The sequence below is a fragment of the Clostridium sp. 001 genome (genome assembly GCF_019056555.1).
Classification (GTDB): domain Bacteria; phylum Bacillota; class Clostridia; order Clostridiales; family Clostridiaceae; genus Clostridium_B; species Clostridium_B ragsdalei.
In genome coordinates, this window is sequence record NZ_CP020473.1 from 3,254,853 (window position 1) to 3,271,880 (window position 17,028).

Genomic DNA, 17,028 nt, shown 5'->3' on the forward strand with positions numbered 1-17,028 from the left:
TTTGTGCATATTGTATATATAATTTGACATGAAAAAGTAAGTTCCGATAGCCTTGTAGCAGGTGCAAATCCTTAGCCTCCTCCAAAACAAGTATAGGCTATCTGTAGCAATCCAAACGGTATAAAGCATACGAGGATTATACTTGCATAGATCTGAGGTACACTAAAAGTACCTCAACTATGTTGCTAATTTTAATAATAAAAATATATATGATTATAATGCTTTATAGCATTTAAATAAAAAATTTTAATAAGGGTTTAATGAAGTAACTCATTAAGGGACTAAATTAAAAACTTTGAAAGGAAGGATATTAATATGGATATTAAAGAATTAGGTCTAAATGATGAACAGGGAGCAAAGGTTACTGAATATGTTACAGGTGAGGTTACAAAGGCAAAGGAAGCATTTAAGGACTATGTATCTCAAGAGGACTTAAATAAGCAACTACAGAGTGAAACTGATAAAGTTCGCACTGAATATTCAAAAAAATTAAAGGATGCAAATGATGAAATAAATAAGTACAAGCCAGTCCAAAAATCTGAAGCAGAAATTGAAATGGAGAAACGTCTTAAAGTGTTAGAAGATAAGGAAAAAGAAGTTGCTCGGAAAGAGAAGGTTATGAATATTTCTTCTAAATTAAAGGAACAGGGTTTACCAGAACAACTAGCAAAATATTTGTCAGGTGTTGAAAATGATAAGGTAGAAACTGAAATTGGAAGTTTAAAGGAATTATTTAATAATGCTCAGATTCAAAGTGGTTTTAAACCAGACCAACATAAATCTAAAGAAGATTCTATAACTAAAGAACAATTTCAGAAGATGGGTTTAATGGATAGAATGAATTTATTCAAAACAAATCAGGAATTATACGAAAAATTAAGCAAATAAAAAGTTACTTATCTATAAAAAGGTAAGTGACTTTTTTATTATAATCAAAATTTTAAATAAGGAAGGAAATGATATTTTATGGCATTAATAATACCTCAAGTTTATTCTCAGCTAGTAAGAGAAAAATTTTTAGGTAAAATAAGGGTTGCTTTACTTGCAACACCTATAGGTGATTTACCAGAATTTGCACAACAGGGAGATACAATACATTTTCCTAAGTGGAAAATAATAGGAGATGCAACGGAAGTTGTCAAAGGTACTCAATCTACAATAGAAACACTAGATCAGGATGATTCTACTGCAAAAATCAAGTTTATTGATAAAATTGTTAGATGCTATGACTATGATAGTGTTACTGAAATTGGCAATCAGTTAGAAGAAGCTTCAAGCCAACAAGCTGTAGTGTTTGCGAGGGCATTGGATACAGATTTATGTATAGAAGCTTCAACTACAGATCTTAAAACTGCTACAGCAAGTGCGACAGCGATAACAGCAGCAGAATTAGATACTGCATTAGCTAATTATGGTGATGATGCTGATGTTGATGATATGGCAGGAATTGTTGTAAATAGTAGAATAGATAGTTCTTTCTATTCAATGGATGAATTTGTTGATGTGAATAAAACATTTACACAGACAGGAAATGGTATAGTTAGAAATGGTATGATAGGATATTTTAGGGGTATACCAGTTTTTCATAGTAATCATGGTACTTTTGATTCTACGACAAATGAATGTAAATCATTTATCATAAAGAAAGATGCATTAGGTTATAAGGAAAAGAAGGCAATAAACATAGTAGAAGAACGTGAAGAAAAACTTCATTGTTCTGATATCGTGGGTTCGTATATGTACGCAGTTAAAATGCTTACAGATGGAATAGTTATGCTTAAAAAGACCATAGCATAATTAATTTATACATATTTAAGAAGTAAGAATTTATGTCAAATAAGAATAAATAATAAGAGCAGGGTAAGGTATATTATATATTTTACCTTATTTTTATTATTTATTCTTACTTAGTGTAGGTTCTTACTTTTTTTAGTGATTTTGTTAACATAAATCAATTAATTAAGGAGCGTTTTGTATGAAAAAAGATTTATTTACAAGAGAAGAAGTACAACAAATTGTAGATGGCTATGTAAATTTAATACAAAAACAAGAAGACATGATACAAAAATTATACAAGCAAATAAATCAAGACAACATACAGTTTCAAAAAAATAATGAAGTATTAGATAGAATAAGTAAAGTAATAGAAAGTGAGGAATAAAATAAATGTTATCACCAGAAAGAATGAAATTTTTACGCCAATTACATAATTTGTCACAGAAGGATATTGGAGATTATATGGGAGTTTCAAAAAATTATATATCTCAGATTGAAAATAGGAAACATACTTTTTCACATGAACAGTATGAAAAATATATAAATGCTATTTATGCGGTATCTACAGCAAAGAAAAAGCAAAAAGAAGATACTACTGCAATATTAGATGATGTCAAAGAAGTTGAACAAGATAATAAAGATAAAGAGAAGGGTGAAAAGGTTGAAAAATCAGATACAACAGAAGAAGCCACTAAGTAAAGAAGAAAAATTTAATTTAATGATGGAACAATTCAAGAAACAAAGTCGTGAAATAATTAAAGATTCTCAGCATAAAAAGCATACGAGATCTGAAGAAAATAGATTAAAAACAAAAATAAATACTGCTAGAAAACTCAAAAATGATAGAAGAAAAAATAAGTAAATTTTAATTAATTATGATAAGAAAGGTGTGAAAAAATGGGCAATAATACATAAATCTACTCTTCTATGAGTAGATGAGAGTAGATTTAAGAAATAATATGTAACTAAGAAAAGATTATGAGTAAAATACAGAAGAGTTAGAGATATTTATAATTCCCTAACGAAAAATGAACAAATACATAGAACAAATACCAGGATGGTGGACTGAGAAAGGAAAATATAATCTTTGTCTTTCGGATGATATTGACAGTTTAATGTCATGCTATTATTTATCAATGTACAAGGATTGGAGCATTGAATACTTCTATGATTTTAATAGGCTATATTGTAAATCTAAAATTAATAGAAATGAATGTATCGGTGTGGATATTGATTTACTAGAAGGAAGATGCCTCGGAAATCACGTAGTAAATAATAGTAATAAAGATTGTATCAATCTTAATAGATTTGCGAGAATTGAGAGTATTAATTACACATCTAAATATGCTGGCAATACAATTCTTATGGTTTTAAGTTTGCTAAATGTTGACATAAATAATTTTACTGAACAGCAGCAGGAAATATTACTTTCTGTTGATTGTATGTTCAAATCATATTACTTCGATAAAAATATGGCTCGATACTACATATCAGATATTTTGGGCTATCCAGAACTTATACATATACTAAAGAATCGTACGAAAGAGTATTTTTATAACATATTAGAAAAATATAATCTACATTCAAATATTAAATGTAAAGATGGATATTTACATACAGATATTAAATTAGAAGAATTAAATGAAATATTTAAAATTAAATTGCAACTCCCTAAAGAGGAGTTTTTTATTTGCCAAAATTTTGGACAAGGTACAGGAACACCAAATAAAAATACAAAATTATTTAGCTATGCACTTACATATAGAAATAGTGGAAAGTACAGTTACTATATATAAAAATTAAATTTGAATATAGGAAAAGGAGAGATTTGATAATGGCAAAAATAAAAAAATATAAAATAAATTTAGATACAACTCTTATAGATGTAAATATCCTATTGAAAGGGTTCAGGCAGGAAATAAATATATATACTACTATAGCAGAATCTACAGAATTTGTGGATTGGCTTAACAATAATAAAGCAATACAAAGTAACAAAATAGAAGATAAAGAAAATTTTAATAATAAATATTTCATTTTTAATGATTATAAGAAAAAGAAAACTATTTGTATTAACAGAGATCAGATAAAATATTTTAGTATACCGTTTTTTACTGATGCTGGAAATGATGAGATTGAGTTTAAATACTTATATGTAAAATAGAATTGTCTTAAATAGGTTGTAAAAATATTATCAGTCCATGAAAACATTAAATCCCCATAATAGGAGATGGCCACGATGGACAATTCCTTTAAAAGGTAATAATTGCTCTGCACATGAAGGTCGGTTATTTTGAAATGGGACGAGTAGAAATCTTATATTTTTATATTCTCATGTATTTCCTATATTTCTTATTGAGATTATTGAATAGCTCAACCAAGCCATTTATAAGTACTAATTTGTAGACCGTATACACCCTATATTAATCCTCAAATCTATCTACAAATTAATCATCAAATTGAAAGCTTAAAAAAATTAAAATCGACTAAATAAAAATCAAAACATTTCAGATGCAGTGGCCTTAATAGATGGTTAAAATTTTGTACCACTCAGTGTCGTAAATACAAAAAAATAATTTAAAAACATTTTAAGTAAAAATTGTATGTAATAATATGTTTTAGAAGGATTTAGCCATAAATTTGTAGAATATTAATGATATATGAATAAATTATGAATGGGTATAAGCATACGAGGGGGATTTCTATTATGAAAAAGAAAATAGGAATTATTATAGGAGGTATTATTTGTTTAGTATTGTTATTCTATGGAGGATATTATTTTGCTAATAGAAATAACAATAAAAATTCTAACAAGACAACTATTGGACAATCGATATCAGTAACACAACAAAAAATCAAAGAGGAAAATAAAATTGATGGATTAGATCTTGGAAATACACTTACAAAAGATCAATTTCATCAAGCAGAATCATTAGGAAAAAAATATAAAAATAAAAATACAAACATAGAAGGAATTAATCAAATAACAAATGATCAAAATACATTTCAGAAAACATATGGAGGAATATTTGTTATTTATACTCCTTATGTAGAAGTAATAGATGCAAGTAAAAAGAATGCTGAACAATATAAAGATATTACGGATAAAAATACTATACAAACATTAAAGGATGGGAATACTGATATAAATACATTTCAATGTATAGCATGTGTTGGAGGAGATAGTATTGATTTTTTAAAAAATTTGCATATGGTATTAAGAGTATATGGTAAAAATGAGACTAAAGTATTACAACCTCAAAAAATATATATAGGTAATGGTAATTCAAAATTAGCTGATACATCTAAATTTTTTCCTAATAATCCTTTATATAGTGGAGGGATATCAGGAACTTTTAATGCTAAAGATATTGTAAAATTAAATCCTCAAAAATTAGAGATTATTGTTGTTTATCCAGATGGAAAAGAAGTAAAGCAATCATTTGATTATAATAAGTTGAATCAATTATAGTGTTTATATTATGAATAAGAAAATAAATATAATTATGAATATTATTGTATGTTTTGTTAATTTTTTATATATTTATAATTGGTTATGAAACAATAATACATCGATTTTAGAAGGAATGAAAAAATTACAATGAATGTTAAAAAGTAAAGGGGATTAATTATGGGGAAGATTAAACTGCTTTTAAAGAAGCATAAGATTTTAGTTTTTACAGTAGTTATTATAATTTTTATTGCAGCATTTGGAGGTTATCAATATAAAGTATATGCTGATAATAGAAATTTTAATAATAATATTGTGCAAGCTGAAAATAGCTATAAATTAGATCAATTCACTAAAGCTAAAGAATACTATCAAGTTGCTTTAAAATATAAAGATGATAATGACATAAAAAAGAAAGTAAAATTATGTGATGATATGCAATCTTCATATAATAATTTTAATGATGGAATGAATTTTTTTAATAAGAAAGATTATTTAAATGCTTATAATAGTTTAAAACAAGTAATATCAGAAGATAAGAAAAGATATGATAAAGCTAAAACTAAAGCTGATGAAAGTGCAACTTTATATATTAATGATCAAATAGTCAAAGCAAAAGATTCAGCAAATAAAGCAGAATATCAAGATGCAATTAATTGTATGGCTCAAGTTCTAGAAATTAGCTCAGATAATGAAAAGGTTAATGAATTAGAATCACAAGCCAAACAGTTAAAAAGTCAATATGAATCACAATTGCAGAAAAAAGATAAACAGGATGCTATAAATAATGCAAGAAGCATAATTCAGGTGACAAGTATATATACAAGTGAACCTAATGTTGCTGGTGGAGTTGATTTACATATTACATGGATAAATAAATCTAGTAAAGTTGTAAAATATGCTAGTTTTCAGGTGGTTCCGTATAATTCAGTTGGAGATCCACAGGAGTGTACTATAAGACATGATCCAAGCTTTAAGGGAAAAGTTACAGGGCCGATTAATCCAGGTGAATCTTATGGCGAAAATAAAGTATGGGAAAATGCATGGTACAATAATACAATAGTTAAAGCTCAAATAAATGAAATTGATATAACATATATGGATGGTACAACTGCAACATTAGATAAAGATCAGGTTCAATATGTCTTGAATTAAATGATATTTATTAATTTTTAAAAATATTATTTAAATATGATTGGAGTTAAATTATGAATGACGAAAATTTTAGAGAAGTTTATAAAACTTTACATAATAGTCAAGATAAATATGTTTATTTTATTTTAGCTACTACTATTGCAGCAATTGGTTTTGCAATTACAAGAACTCAAAATTTGAAATTGAATATTAATCAAATACCTTTATTAATAAGTGTTATAAGTTGGGGTATTAGTTTTTTATGTGGTTGCATAAACAGAGAATATGTTAATTCAACTCTTTATGCAAATAGTGAATTATTAAAAGTAGAAAGTGGTCAACATCCAAAAGTTGGAATTCACCCACAGCTTATAAAAGCTGCTTCAGAAGGTATTAGAGAGGCAATGATATCAAATTCTAATAAAGCAAATAAGCTTGGAAAAGGACAAATGTGTTTTTTCATGATTGGTGTTTTTTTCTATTTAGTTTGGCACATAATTGTAATGTCTTTAAATAAATAAACTTAGAATATTGCTATTATAAATTAATAGATGTGATAATATACTGTTTGGGGGATATTAATATATGGATGATGCGACATTTACAGTTTTACTAGCAATAGTTACAGTTATAGTAATACTTTATATACTTTATAAATTAGAAAGAAAAAAATATATAAAAAGTTTAGGTAATAATTATGTGAATTCTTATAAAGGAATTTATATAAAAGGTTGTTCAGATGTGTATGATGCAGGATTTAAAATAAGAATTTTTATATTTACTGATTCTATTTATATAAAACAAATTGATAAGGAAAGTTATGGATATAGTATAGAGATTCCTATGGAGAATGTAGTAGATATAAATTTTAATACAAAAGAATCTATAGGGGATAGGGTAACTGTACCAAAAGTATTTTTATTTGGATTGTTTGCATTTGCATTTAAAAAATCCAAAACTAATGTAGTTAAATATGTGGTTATTTCTTATGAGAGGGAAGATAAAAATGAAGATATAATTCTTCAAGTTGATGATAGTAGTGGATTAATAAATGATATTAAAAATCAAATAAAATAATTTTAAAGGATGTTACATAATAAGTAGCATCTTTTTTTATACAAAAAAATTAAGGGAAATTATATGGACAAAAATAATAAAGACGTGTTAAAAAGTGTTAATTATAATATGGAAATTATCAAAGAAATAAAGGAGAATCAACATTTTATAATAGATAAAAAAAGAAAGGAATGATTAATAAATGCCATTCATGGTAATATATTTTAAATTAATAATAAATGATGAAGTGATGTGTAACTACTCCAATCATAAAGGGTACTATACGTTAACTATGGTAGATGGAGAAAGATCTTTAAATGATATAAAGGAAAGAATTATAAAAGAAGCATACAACTTAGTAGAGGATACCAAAAACTTTGATTTTGAAGTTTCGGACATATTACATTGCTATAGAAGTGATATAAACCCACAGTACTGGGATGAAAATAAAGAAATGCTTTTAGATGAACATCAGTATTACAATGATTATATATTTGGATGCTGCGTTAAAAATGGGAATTTATATTTATAGATTTATAATGCACAAATTTTGTATTAAAAGGTATATATATTAAGATCTTTTAGTGGATTTTTGTGCTTTAATATTTATAGTCAATTATATAATTTGACTACAATATAAATGTGTATAATTAGTCGTATACTGCATACAGGATTTATTTATTTGATGATATAGGAACTATAGTGGCTAAAATCCTTATATATCAATGGTTATAGAGGTTTTATCTATAGGAGTGTAAAGGGTTGGTGTATAAGAATTTCTGAAATGTTATAAAATGTAATTACCTATTTTTATGGTAAAAATTAAAGCAAATTTTTGAATATAATAAGTCAAAGTATACATGAAATGTTATAATATAGAAAAGGTGTCTGTGAAATTTTAAGGCAAGTAAGAAAATACTAAATATTTGAATACTAGAGAAGATTGGGGCGGATTATTATTAAATGTAAATTTTTTAAAATTGATCCTACATCTAATGTTATAATATTTGCAATATCGACATTAATTTCATTAGCTATTTCAAAAGTAGCTCCTGAAACAATTACTTCAAGTACCAAGTTTACACAAAAAATTTTATATTATCTTTTTTCAGAAACTATGATTTCTAATGTTACATTAGTATATATTATAATTTTTATATGGTTACTATGTACGATAATATACAGCATTTATTATAAAACTTTAGAAAATAAGGAATATGAAATTAAAATTTTAAAAGATAATAATTTAGAATTGAAAAATGATTTAAAAACTGAAGCTGGAAAACTATTAAGTAGATATAGTGATCTAACAAAATTTAAAATAAGAGATATATTACAAGAGAATTTAAAAAAATTTATAGATAGTAAGTACATAGTTGAATCAGCTCAGTTATATAAATATAAGTATATTCCGAAAAAGCAAGATACAATAATACAAGTTGGATATGATGGAGGTTATGTAAAGGAAGATATAAATATTAATTGTATTATGCAATCGTATTATACTATTCCAACACACATACTTGAGAATTTAAATAATATAATAGAATTATATAAAAAGTTGGAAGAATCGGAAAATGATAGTGAAGAATATATATTTGCGATATTTGGATCTATAGATCGTATTGCCCAAAATATAATAAGTAATTTAAAAAATGAATTAAGGAATAAATCTAAAATGGATTTTGAGGACAAAGATATTGATTTATATGCAATTTTGAAAACTATTATTTCTATATTATATGAAGATGAGGATGATATATGTAATTGTGAAGATACTGAAAATAATGGAATTAAAATTATTGAAGAGATATTTGGAAATGTCGATATTAATGAAATAAAATTAAAAAAGAGAACGGGAATTTTCCAAGCTATATTACGAAAGGATTATTTTATCTTTCAGCATGATGGCTTAAGTGACAAAAATGGGAGAGCATACATATCTAAATGTTTATCTTTAAATGAAGAAAAATATGTTTTATTAATATCATGTAATCCTATGTTATTAAGTGAAGATAATTGGGAAAGTAAACTTTTATGTTTATGTTGTGAATTAGAAAAAATATTAAAAAATATTTTAGAAATTTAATAATAAAGTATGGTATACTATAAACAGGGAGGTGTTATTATGGCACTATCTGCATCAATTAGAAAGAGAAGAAATCAAGAAGTTACAGCCATGTTGAAAAATAAATGTGGTATTAAAGTTACGACAATACCAAGAAATCAAGCTACTAAAAAAAGTGATTGGTTCATTCCTACTAGAAAAGGTGAAGGAGAACTAAAGATAATATATAAATAATTTATTAAGATGGTTTTTAAATTATAAAAAAAGGAACTTATAGAAATATAGGTTCCTTTTTTATATAAAAAATTAGAATTATTCCTTTTATTAAGATGGAGGAAGACATTGAAAAGTTGATATGGTAAATATTGAAATTTCGATATATTTAGATATATAATGTAATAAAGGATTCTAAAATATTAGAAAGGAAGTAATATAAATGTTAAGTGAAATAAGTGTTGATGAAATTATAAATGAAATAAAAATGAATTTAAATACTCTTAATAGTGGTTTCCAGTTCACTTTGAATCAATTAGTACCAAATGTTAGATGGATGAGATGTAATGAAAAAATGGTAGGTAAAAAATTTAGAGAATTAGTATTAAATGGAGAAGTTTCTGCTGCCTTTGCTGAAGACCCTATAAATCATTCTTATCCTACGAAGTATGTGAAAATATGAAATTTGGAAGAGGTTATAAGGTTGAAAAATTAAAATGGTTAGAACATAATTTAGGATATTGTTAGTGGCAAGATAAAATTACTGTAAGTGTCAAATAAGAAAGTGGATAGAAAGTGTTCAAAAAATGTGAGATAATCTTCTAAAATAAGTTTTAAAGTTTTTCAAGTTGACTTTAAAAACTTTAAAAGGAGATTTCAATAGATATATAAGAATTTTAAAGATGCTATATTTTATAGTGTCTTTTTTAATACAACAAAATAATAAAGAAGGGAAGTAATATATATATGGCAAAAAAAACTCCACCAGAAAATATAAAGAATATGTTACATGGTAATAGCCAAAAAATCTCATATTTTGTTAAGTGGTATATAGATAGTGATAGAACTAAAGAAAATTATGATAAAGAGATAAAAAATTGTACAGCAGTTGAGTATGAAACTGCTATGTCAGATTGGATAATGAGAGAAGACGTACAGGAAGCAATAAAAGCATATTTGAAGCAAGTAAAGAATTTAAAAATGCTTGATATTTATAATAGTATGTACAATAAAGCAATCAAAAAAGGTGATGTAAATTCAGCTAAATGGTGCGAAGATTTTTTTAAATCTGATTTCTTCAAAAATGGAGAAGATGAAGTTAATGAATATCTTGATGGAATTAATATACCTGGACTGCAAGGTGATAAATAATGTCATTAAGTATTGACAATGCTAAAAAGTTAAAATATTTGTGGCAAGATGGACACGAAATTAAATGGGTAGGAGCATTTATTAAAATAGTTAATAAAGATACAAAATTAGTACCTTTTATTTTAACAAAAGAGCAAAAAGAATTTGTTGAAGGATTAAATAAATTTAATATTGTACTTAAAAGTAGGCAATTAGGACTATCTGTATGTACAGTTGCTTTATCTATAAGACAATGTATTGTATATCCTAATAGTTGCTGCTTATTGGTTAGTCATGACCAGAAGAGTTGCAATACTATTTTCGATAAATTAAAGCAGCAGTTTAATTCATTACCCGATTGGTTAAGACCTAAGACAATTGCCAACAATAGACAGGAAATTAAAATGACAAATGGTAGTAAGATTACTTGTGTATGCGCAGGTAATAAAGATGTAGCAAGAGGTGATACATTGCATCTAGTACATTTATCAGAATTTGCATTTTGGAAAATGTCCAAGAAACAATTAAATAGTATTACTCAGGCATTAGCACCAGATGGAAAATTAATTATTGAATCTACTGCAAATGGATTGAATTATTTTCATGACTTATACTTTCAAGCAAAAAATAATGAGAACAGTTATAAATCATTCTTCTTTAATTGGATTGATGGCAGTACATTATTTGAAAAAGATTATAAAAATAGTGTTGAAATATATAAAGCAAAACATAATAACAAATCACTTATTAAAGAAGAATTAGATGATGAAGAAGTAGGATTAATTAAATTAGGTGCTAGTATGGAACAATTAATGTGGAGAAGATTAAAAGTTGCTAGTAGTGGATTAGATGCTTTTCACCAGGAATACCCTTCTACAGATATAGAAGCATTTATAAGTACAGGTGCAAATATATTCAGCAATAAAAGAATTACAGAAGTACAAAGAAGTATTCCAAAGAATAATTACATAAAGAAAGATAATTTGATTGACTTGCCAGTATTATTGAAAAAATATTATGGCAAGTCATTTTTTGTTTATAAGACGAAGAAAGCAGGAGAACATTATTTTATTGGAGTAGATATGTCTGAAGGTGTAGGACAAGATTATTCTGTATGTGAAGTATTCTCCCAAGATGGTGAACAGGTAGCAGAGTTTTATAATAATAAGATTAAACCTTATCAAATGGCAGAAATAATTGATACATTAGGTCATTACTATAATAAAGCAATATTAAATGTTGAAAGAGCCAGTGGTGGTAATAGTGTTATTGAAAGATTGAGATATACTTTCAAATATCAGAGAATATACAAGCAAAAATTATTTGATGAAAACAATAAAATGATAACTAGACTAGGATTTGATACCAATTCTAAAAGCAAGGGAATTATTATAAATGATTTTGTAGAAAACTTTGATACTGGAGCAATACAAATTAATTCGGCAAGATTGCTTCAGGAAATGCAGGTATTTGAAATTAATGATAGTGGAACTATGGGAGCCGTTAGTGGCCAGCATGATGATAGTGTAATGGCTACAGCACTTGCATTATATATCATAAAGCATGGAATAAATTATAAATGGTAGAAAGGATTGATTAAATGGATATAAATGAATATATTAATAAAGTATATAGTGGTGATCCTGAATGGTTTGTTCAAGAAGCAAATCAGGGATTTCATTTAGATAGAATTAGCAGAGTAATAAGCAATAAAGAATATTTGCATGGAATACATAGAATATTACAAAAAAAGGATATGCAGTATAAAGGTAAGGAATATAAGACAAAGAAATTAATTATACAGGAAGCAAAAACAATATTAAATTTTCATAGTACATATTTATTAGGAAAACCATTGAGTTTAACGGGTTCAGAAAATAAAGTATCTGCATATCAAGACATATATAGAAAAGGCAATTATAATCAGATAGACTATGATATTATAGATAATATAGGCAAGTTTGGTGATGCCTATGAATATATGTACTTGGATGATAAGAAGAACATTGTATCTAAAATAATAGATAGTGCAGACGGTTATCCAGTAATTACAGAAACTAATGATTATGTTGCTTTTATTGAATACTGGACTGTAAATGGTATTGATTATTATAATGTATATTATCCAGATAGGGTGGATTCTTATAATAATGAAAACGAAGGTATTAATCTAATATCAAGTAGTCCCAATCTAAGTGGATTACCCATACATTACCACAATAAAAATGATTGGAATATTAATTATGGAGAGTCTCTATTGTATGATATATTACCTATATTAGATGAAATAGAGGACTTATTATCTAAGTTAGGTGATAGTATATATACATTGTCACTAAGTCCTATTCCAGTAATTACAGGGCAACAAATAGAAGGTACAATTGATAAGGATGCAGTAGGTTATTCTATTTCACTTGAAAATGCTAGTGATATGAAATATGTAAATGCTACGATGGATTATAATACCATTAAAATGTATCTTGATAAATTGGAACAGAAACTCAATTTTGTAGCACATATGCCAAGCATTGCAACTGGTGGTAATGGTAATATATCTAATGTATCGGAAGTTAGTTTACAGATACTATATCAATTGGCTGACGTATATGCAATGGTCAATGAACAATGTATAAGGACAGGATTAATCCAAAGGTTTGAAGTATTTGATAAGTTATTGTCATTAAAAGGAGTAACGTTTAGTGATGATGAATATATTGATGTAGAATTTAATTATAGTAGACCAGTAAATGCTAGTGACTTACTAGATCAATTAAATAAGCAATATGATATGGGTGCTATATCAAAGAAAACTATTATTGAGAAATCTCCTATAACAACTGACGTAACGCAAGAATTAGATAGATTGAAAGAAGAAGGGGAAAGTGATAATATAAATAGTAAAGGCAATAGTAGTATGAATACTGATAATAATTAATAAGTATAAATTTATAATAGTAAAGAGGTTAACATAACACAGAGCAATACTGACTAGTCAGTCAGTTTTTTAAAAATCTATTGTTATGGAAAAAAGTCAATTTTAAGGTATCTCAAAAAATTTTTTATAAAGTAAAAATTTTAAAAAATTAAAATCACGAACAAGAATTATAAAAAACAATTTTAAATTTATAACTACATAAATTGACTATATTAAAGTATAAAAATAGGAAACGTATGTTATGTATTTATATACTTTAATCATGCAAACTTATTCATTTCAATAAATAGCAAAATATATCACATTAAATGCAATATATGGCATTAAAAGGTAAAATAATTACCAATTTTCCTTATTCTCAATGACATAATTGAACGAAATAAAAAAGCGAAACTGCGATAAACAAGTTATATCAACGGATGTGAGGCATTTTAAGGTACTTGACTAAGTTCGCTAAGGATTTATTTAGCGAAGTTGATGTGTTAATTGAATTATATTATCAATTAGGTACTGCATTATAAATGTATAAAATTTCATAGAATATTGTATAAAAATATTTTGATAGAAGGGCATAGAGGTATGTCTTTTATTATTTTTTGAAGCAAAATTGCATTAAAAATAACTCAATCACTCTAAATTTAAAAAAATCGTTGCAGTTAGTACAATTTTTACCCACAGAAAAATTTGACTTTTTACAAATACAAATTTTAAATATAAAATGTCTTTAAACGTGTTAATGGGGTAGGTTTGAGGGCATTTTTTATACTCTTAATACTATTATTCTATTATGGATATTTACAGTAAAATTTTAATATAATAGAATATTTTAGCAGGATTTGTCTTTAAATTGTAGAATATTGATAATATAAAGAGTAGAAAATGTAAAAGTATAATATTAATATAGAAACTTAATAGGGGTGATAATATGGGTAATTTAATAGAATGTCCTATGTGTGGGAAAATGATCTCTCCAAATGCATTATTTTGTCCTAATTGTGGTGAACCAATGAAAAAAGGAGAAGAACCAAAGGAAGTGCAAAAAGAAGAACCTCAAACAATAGATAAATATTCTATCATTTTAGAAGAAACAGGTAAAACACCAGAAGGTGTAAACAACAAATTAGTAGAATTATTTGGAATTGATATGGATACGGCTATTTCAATGACAGAATATCCACCATACTTAATATTAGATGATTTAATATTAAGAGAAGCAAAATATTATAAGAGTAAATTGGAAGGTGTAGGTGCTACAATTAGCATTGAGCTTGATAAAGAAAATAGTTATACAAACTATTCAGATAATAATTACATTGAGGATGATAAAAATATTGAAGAAGCTAAAAAAGTTGAATATGCTCAAGATATTAAAGATAGACAAACTGTTGAAGACAATGTAATTAAATGTCCTAATTGTAGATCAACTAATGTAAAAAGAATTAGTGGTTTAAGTAAAGCAGGATCAGTTGCTTTAGTTGGTATTTTTTCAATGGGTAAATTAACAAAAACTTATGAATGTAACAAATGCGGATATAGGTGGTAATGTAGTAATAAAGTAGTAGATTGTTTTAGGCAAGTACAAAATGTATAATTCGGTAAAAATTTTTACAAATTGAAAGTATAAGGAAGAGTGATTTTATGACAACTGATAATTTTGAGTATGATCCATTCCAATATGAAGATGAAGAAATTGTATGTCAAATAAGTAGGTGGGATGATACTCTGAGAATAAGAACCGAATATAAAGGTGTTGATGTAGATGCAGTTTGTTCATATAAAAGATATCGAGAAAATATGAGTATAATTGAATTTGCAGTTAAAAAAGAGTTGAGAATAATTGATGAAAAAGGTAAAGATTATTATGAAAAAATGAAACTTAAAAAATCAATGGATGATATATTGAAAGATTAAAATATAATAGATAAGGATGTTATTAATGGATAAAGTAGTGAATATAGCAATTATTATTATGATAATACTAATTGCAGCTTTATTGTTACAACGTATATTAAAAAAGATGGATCATTATAAAGATGATACTATAAATGATCTAAAAGATGAAGCAAAAAAATTATGTAGTATGGTGGATAAAGAATCAAACGTTTATTATTTAGATGAACTAAAAACTATTAAATTAGAAGAGAAAGACATAGATATTAATAATTTAGATAATAATATAGCTACTATTGATATTAATGGTAAACAATATGATTATACATTTAAAATTAATTTGTGTAGTAATATTTGTACAAAGTTGAAATTTATTATTATATATTTATTTGTTAAAAATAATTGCTTTTTAGTGTGTTTTCAAAAAGAATATGTAGGAGCTTTAATATTTAATGAAAATAATATAATAGTTAGTAGCCAAGATTTTCAAGAGATGAATGAAATAAGAAAATTTGTAGTGGAATATATTAGCAATGATTCAAAGTAAGTTTCACAAAAAAATAAAAATTAATAATGATTTTATAAATATAATGGACTAAATTTTAATGAATAAATAATATTAAAAGGTGTTGCTACATAGCAATGCCTATTTTTTATACTCAAAAATAAATAAATTTAAAAAAATGGAAAGGATTCGATATAAATGGGAACTGTAAAATATAGCAAAATAAAATCTAGCAATGGTGTAATTAAATTCAACAGCTCAGATGCAACTAAAATACAGGAATTTGACTGTGATAACTATGAATATATAAGAGTGTACATGACTACAGGTGAATTCAAAGTATATATTAATAATTCTACAGATTATATATTAGTTGGCGGTAACAATGGACTAAATGAATTAGTATTAAAGGACTTTGCTATCAATAACGTTAAATTTGAATTTGCTGGTGATATGTCAGGGCAACTACAATATTATTTATGTAAATAAGAAAGGAAGTATATATAAATGACAATATTAGATAGATTAAAAGTTGAATTAAATCACAAAGATTATTTTACGGATGATGAATATACTATGTATTTGGCAGAAAATAGTTTAAATTCTACAGATACATATAATAAAACTACTATGCAGCGTAATTTATTACTTACAGTAATTGATATATTAGAAGCAATTTCTAATGATGTTGATATGATGAGAAAAATTGAAGATACTACTAATAATATGAGTATATCTGAATGTTCAAAACTCCTTGAACAGAGAATTGAAAGAATCAAAGATAAAATAACAACTTTACCTGATCCAAATGATGATACAGGTGAGGATTCTAACGTTTTTATGTTATTTACATCAGATAGGTAGGTGGT

23 protein-coding genes are annotated in these 17,028 nt (G+C 25.9%); all 23 read left to right on the top strand.

The window, feature by feature from the left end; translation table 11 throughout:
- Positions 1-315 precede the first annotated feature (315 nt).
- Positions 316-888 (top strand): DUF4355 domain-containing protein, encoded by a 573-nt coding sequence (locus B5S50_RS15200; protein ID WP_217302254.1) that lies wholly within the window; start codon positions 316-318, stop codon positions 886-888.
- Positions 889-966: 78 nt separating this feature from the next.
- Positions 967-1,797: a hypothetical protein gene (locus B5S50_RS15205; protein ID WP_217302255.1), complete on the top strand. Its 831-nt coding sequence runs from the start codon at positions 967-969 to the stop codon at positions 1,795-1,797.
- Between the two features lie 178 nt (positions 1,798-1,975).
- The gene (locus B5S50_RS15210; protein WP_217302256.1) at positions 1,976-2,161 is read left to right on the top strand and encodes a hypothetical protein; all 186 of its coding nucleotides are present in this window, start codon (positions 1,976-1,978) and stop codon (positions 2,159-2,161) included.
- Positions 2,162-2,166: 5 nt separating this feature from the next.
- A complete protein-coding gene (locus tag B5S50_RS15215; RefSeq protein ID WP_217302257.1) occupies positions 2,167-2,475 on the top strand; it encodes a helix-turn-helix transcriptional regulator in 309 nt (102 codons plus the stop codon).
- Positions 2,438-2,638 carry a hypothetical protein gene (locus tag B5S50_RS15220; protein ID WP_217302258.1) on the top strand — a complete coding sequence of 67 codons (201 nt, stop codon included), beginning with the start codon at positions 2,438-2,440 and terminating at the stop codon, positions 2,636-2,638. Before B5S50_RS15215 ends, B5S50_RS15220 begins: the two co-directional genes overlap by 38 nt.
- A 166-nt stretch (positions 2,639-2,804) precedes the next feature.
- Entirely contained in the window at positions 2,805-3,572 is a 768-nt protein-coding gene (locus tag B5S50_RS15225) for a hypothetical protein (RefSeq protein WP_217302259.1), read from the top strand.
- 38 nt (positions 3,573-3,610) lie between these two features.
- Positions 3,611-3,940 (top strand): hypothetical protein, encoded by a 330-nt coding sequence (locus tag B5S50_RS15230; protein ID WP_217302260.1) that lies wholly within the window; start codon positions 3,611-3,613, stop codon positions 3,938-3,940.
- A gap of 543 nt (positions 3,941-4,483) precedes the next feature.
- Positions 4,484-5,248, top strand: a complete 765-nt coding sequence (locus tag B5S50_RS15235) for a hypothetical protein (RefSeq protein WP_217302261.1) — start codon at positions 4,484-4,486, stop codon at positions 5,246-5,248.
- 159 nt (positions 5,249-5,407) lie between these two features.
- Positions 5,408-6,382 (top strand): hypothetical protein, encoded by a 975-nt coding sequence (locus tag B5S50_RS15240; RefSeq protein ID WP_217302262.1) that lies wholly within the window; start codon positions 5,408-5,410, stop codon positions 6,380-6,382.
- Positions 6,383-6,435: 53 nt separating this feature from the next.
- On the top strand, positions 6,436-6,882 hold the full coding sequence (locus B5S50_RS15245; RefSeq protein ID WP_217302263.1) for a hypothetical protein: 447 nt from the start codon (positions 6,436-6,438) through the stop codon (positions 6,880-6,882).
- A 64-nt stretch (positions 6,883-6,946) separates the two neighbouring features.
- Positions 6,947-7,438 carry a hypothetical protein gene (locus B5S50_RS15250; protein WP_217302264.1) on the top strand — a complete coding sequence of 164 codons (492 nt, stop codon included), beginning with the start codon at positions 6,947-6,949 and terminating at the stop codon, positions 7,436-7,438.
- Between the two features lie 181 nt (positions 7,439-7,619).
- The gene (locus B5S50_RS15255) at positions 7,620-7,949 is read left to right on the top strand and encodes a hypothetical protein (protein ID WP_217302265.1); all 330 of its coding nucleotides are present in this window, start codon (positions 7,620-7,622) and stop codon (positions 7,947-7,949) included.
- A 411-nt stretch (positions 7,950-8,360) separates the two neighbouring features.
- The gene (locus B5S50_RS15260; RefSeq protein ID WP_217302266.1) at positions 8,361-9,506 is read left to right on the top strand and encodes a hypothetical protein; all 1,146 of its coding nucleotides are present in this window, start codon (positions 8,361-8,363) and stop codon (positions 9,504-9,506) included.
- Positions 9,507-9,545: 39 nt separating this feature from the next.
- Positions 9,546-9,719, top strand: coding sequence for a hypothetical protein (locus B5S50_RS15265; protein WP_217302267.1), 174 nt, complete (start codon positions 9,546-9,548; stop codon positions 9,717-9,719).
- Between the two features lie 202 nt (positions 9,720-9,921).
- Entirely contained in the window at positions 9,922-10,161 is a 240-nt protein-coding gene (locus B5S50_RS15270) for a DUF1413 domain-containing protein (RefSeq protein WP_217302268.1), read from the top strand.
- Between the two features lie 284 nt (positions 10,162-10,445).
- Positions 10,446-10,850 (top strand): hypothetical protein, encoded by a 405-nt coding sequence (locus B5S50_RS15275; protein WP_217302269.1) that lies wholly within the window; start codon positions 10,446-10,448, stop codon positions 10,848-10,850.
- Entirely contained in the window at positions 10,850-12,415 is a 1,566-nt protein-coding gene (locus tag B5S50_RS15280) for a terminase large subunit (protein WP_217302270.1), read from the top strand. The genes B5S50_RS15275 and B5S50_RS15280 overlap by 1 nt, the downstream gene beginning before the upstream one ends.
- Positions 12,416-12,429: 14 nt before the next feature.
- On the top strand, positions 12,430-13,764 hold the full coding sequence (locus B5S50_RS15285; protein WP_217302271.1) for a phage portal protein: 1,335 nt from the start codon (positions 12,430-12,432) through the stop codon (positions 13,762-13,764).
- A gap of 925 nt (positions 13,765-14,689) precedes the next feature.
- Entirely contained in the window at positions 14,690-15,307 is a 618-nt protein-coding gene (locus B5S50_RS15290) for a zinc-ribbon domain-containing protein (protein WP_217302272.1), read from the top strand.
- A gap of 95 nt (positions 15,308-15,402) precedes the next feature.
- The gene (locus B5S50_RS15295) at positions 15,403-15,675 is read left to right on the top strand and encodes a hypothetical protein (protein ID WP_217302273.1); all 273 of its coding nucleotides are present in this window, start codon (positions 15,403-15,405) and stop codon (positions 15,673-15,675) included.
- A gap of 25 nt (positions 15,676-15,700) precedes the next feature.
- A complete protein-coding gene (locus tag B5S50_RS15300; RefSeq protein WP_217302274.1) occupies positions 15,701-16,201 on the top strand; it encodes a hypothetical protein in 501 nt (166 codons plus the stop codon).
- A 156-nt stretch (positions 16,202-16,357) separates the two neighbouring features.
- Positions 16,358-16,648, top strand: a complete 291-nt coding sequence (locus B5S50_RS15305; RefSeq protein WP_217302275.1) for a hypothetical protein — start codon at positions 16,358-16,360, stop codon at positions 16,646-16,648.
- A gap of 18 nt (positions 16,649-16,666) precedes the next feature.
- A complete protein-coding gene (locus B5S50_RS15310; RefSeq protein ID WP_217302276.1) occupies positions 16,667-17,023 on the top strand; it encodes a hypothetical protein in 357 nt (118 codons plus the stop codon).
- Positions 17,024-17,028 lie beyond the last annotated feature (5 nt).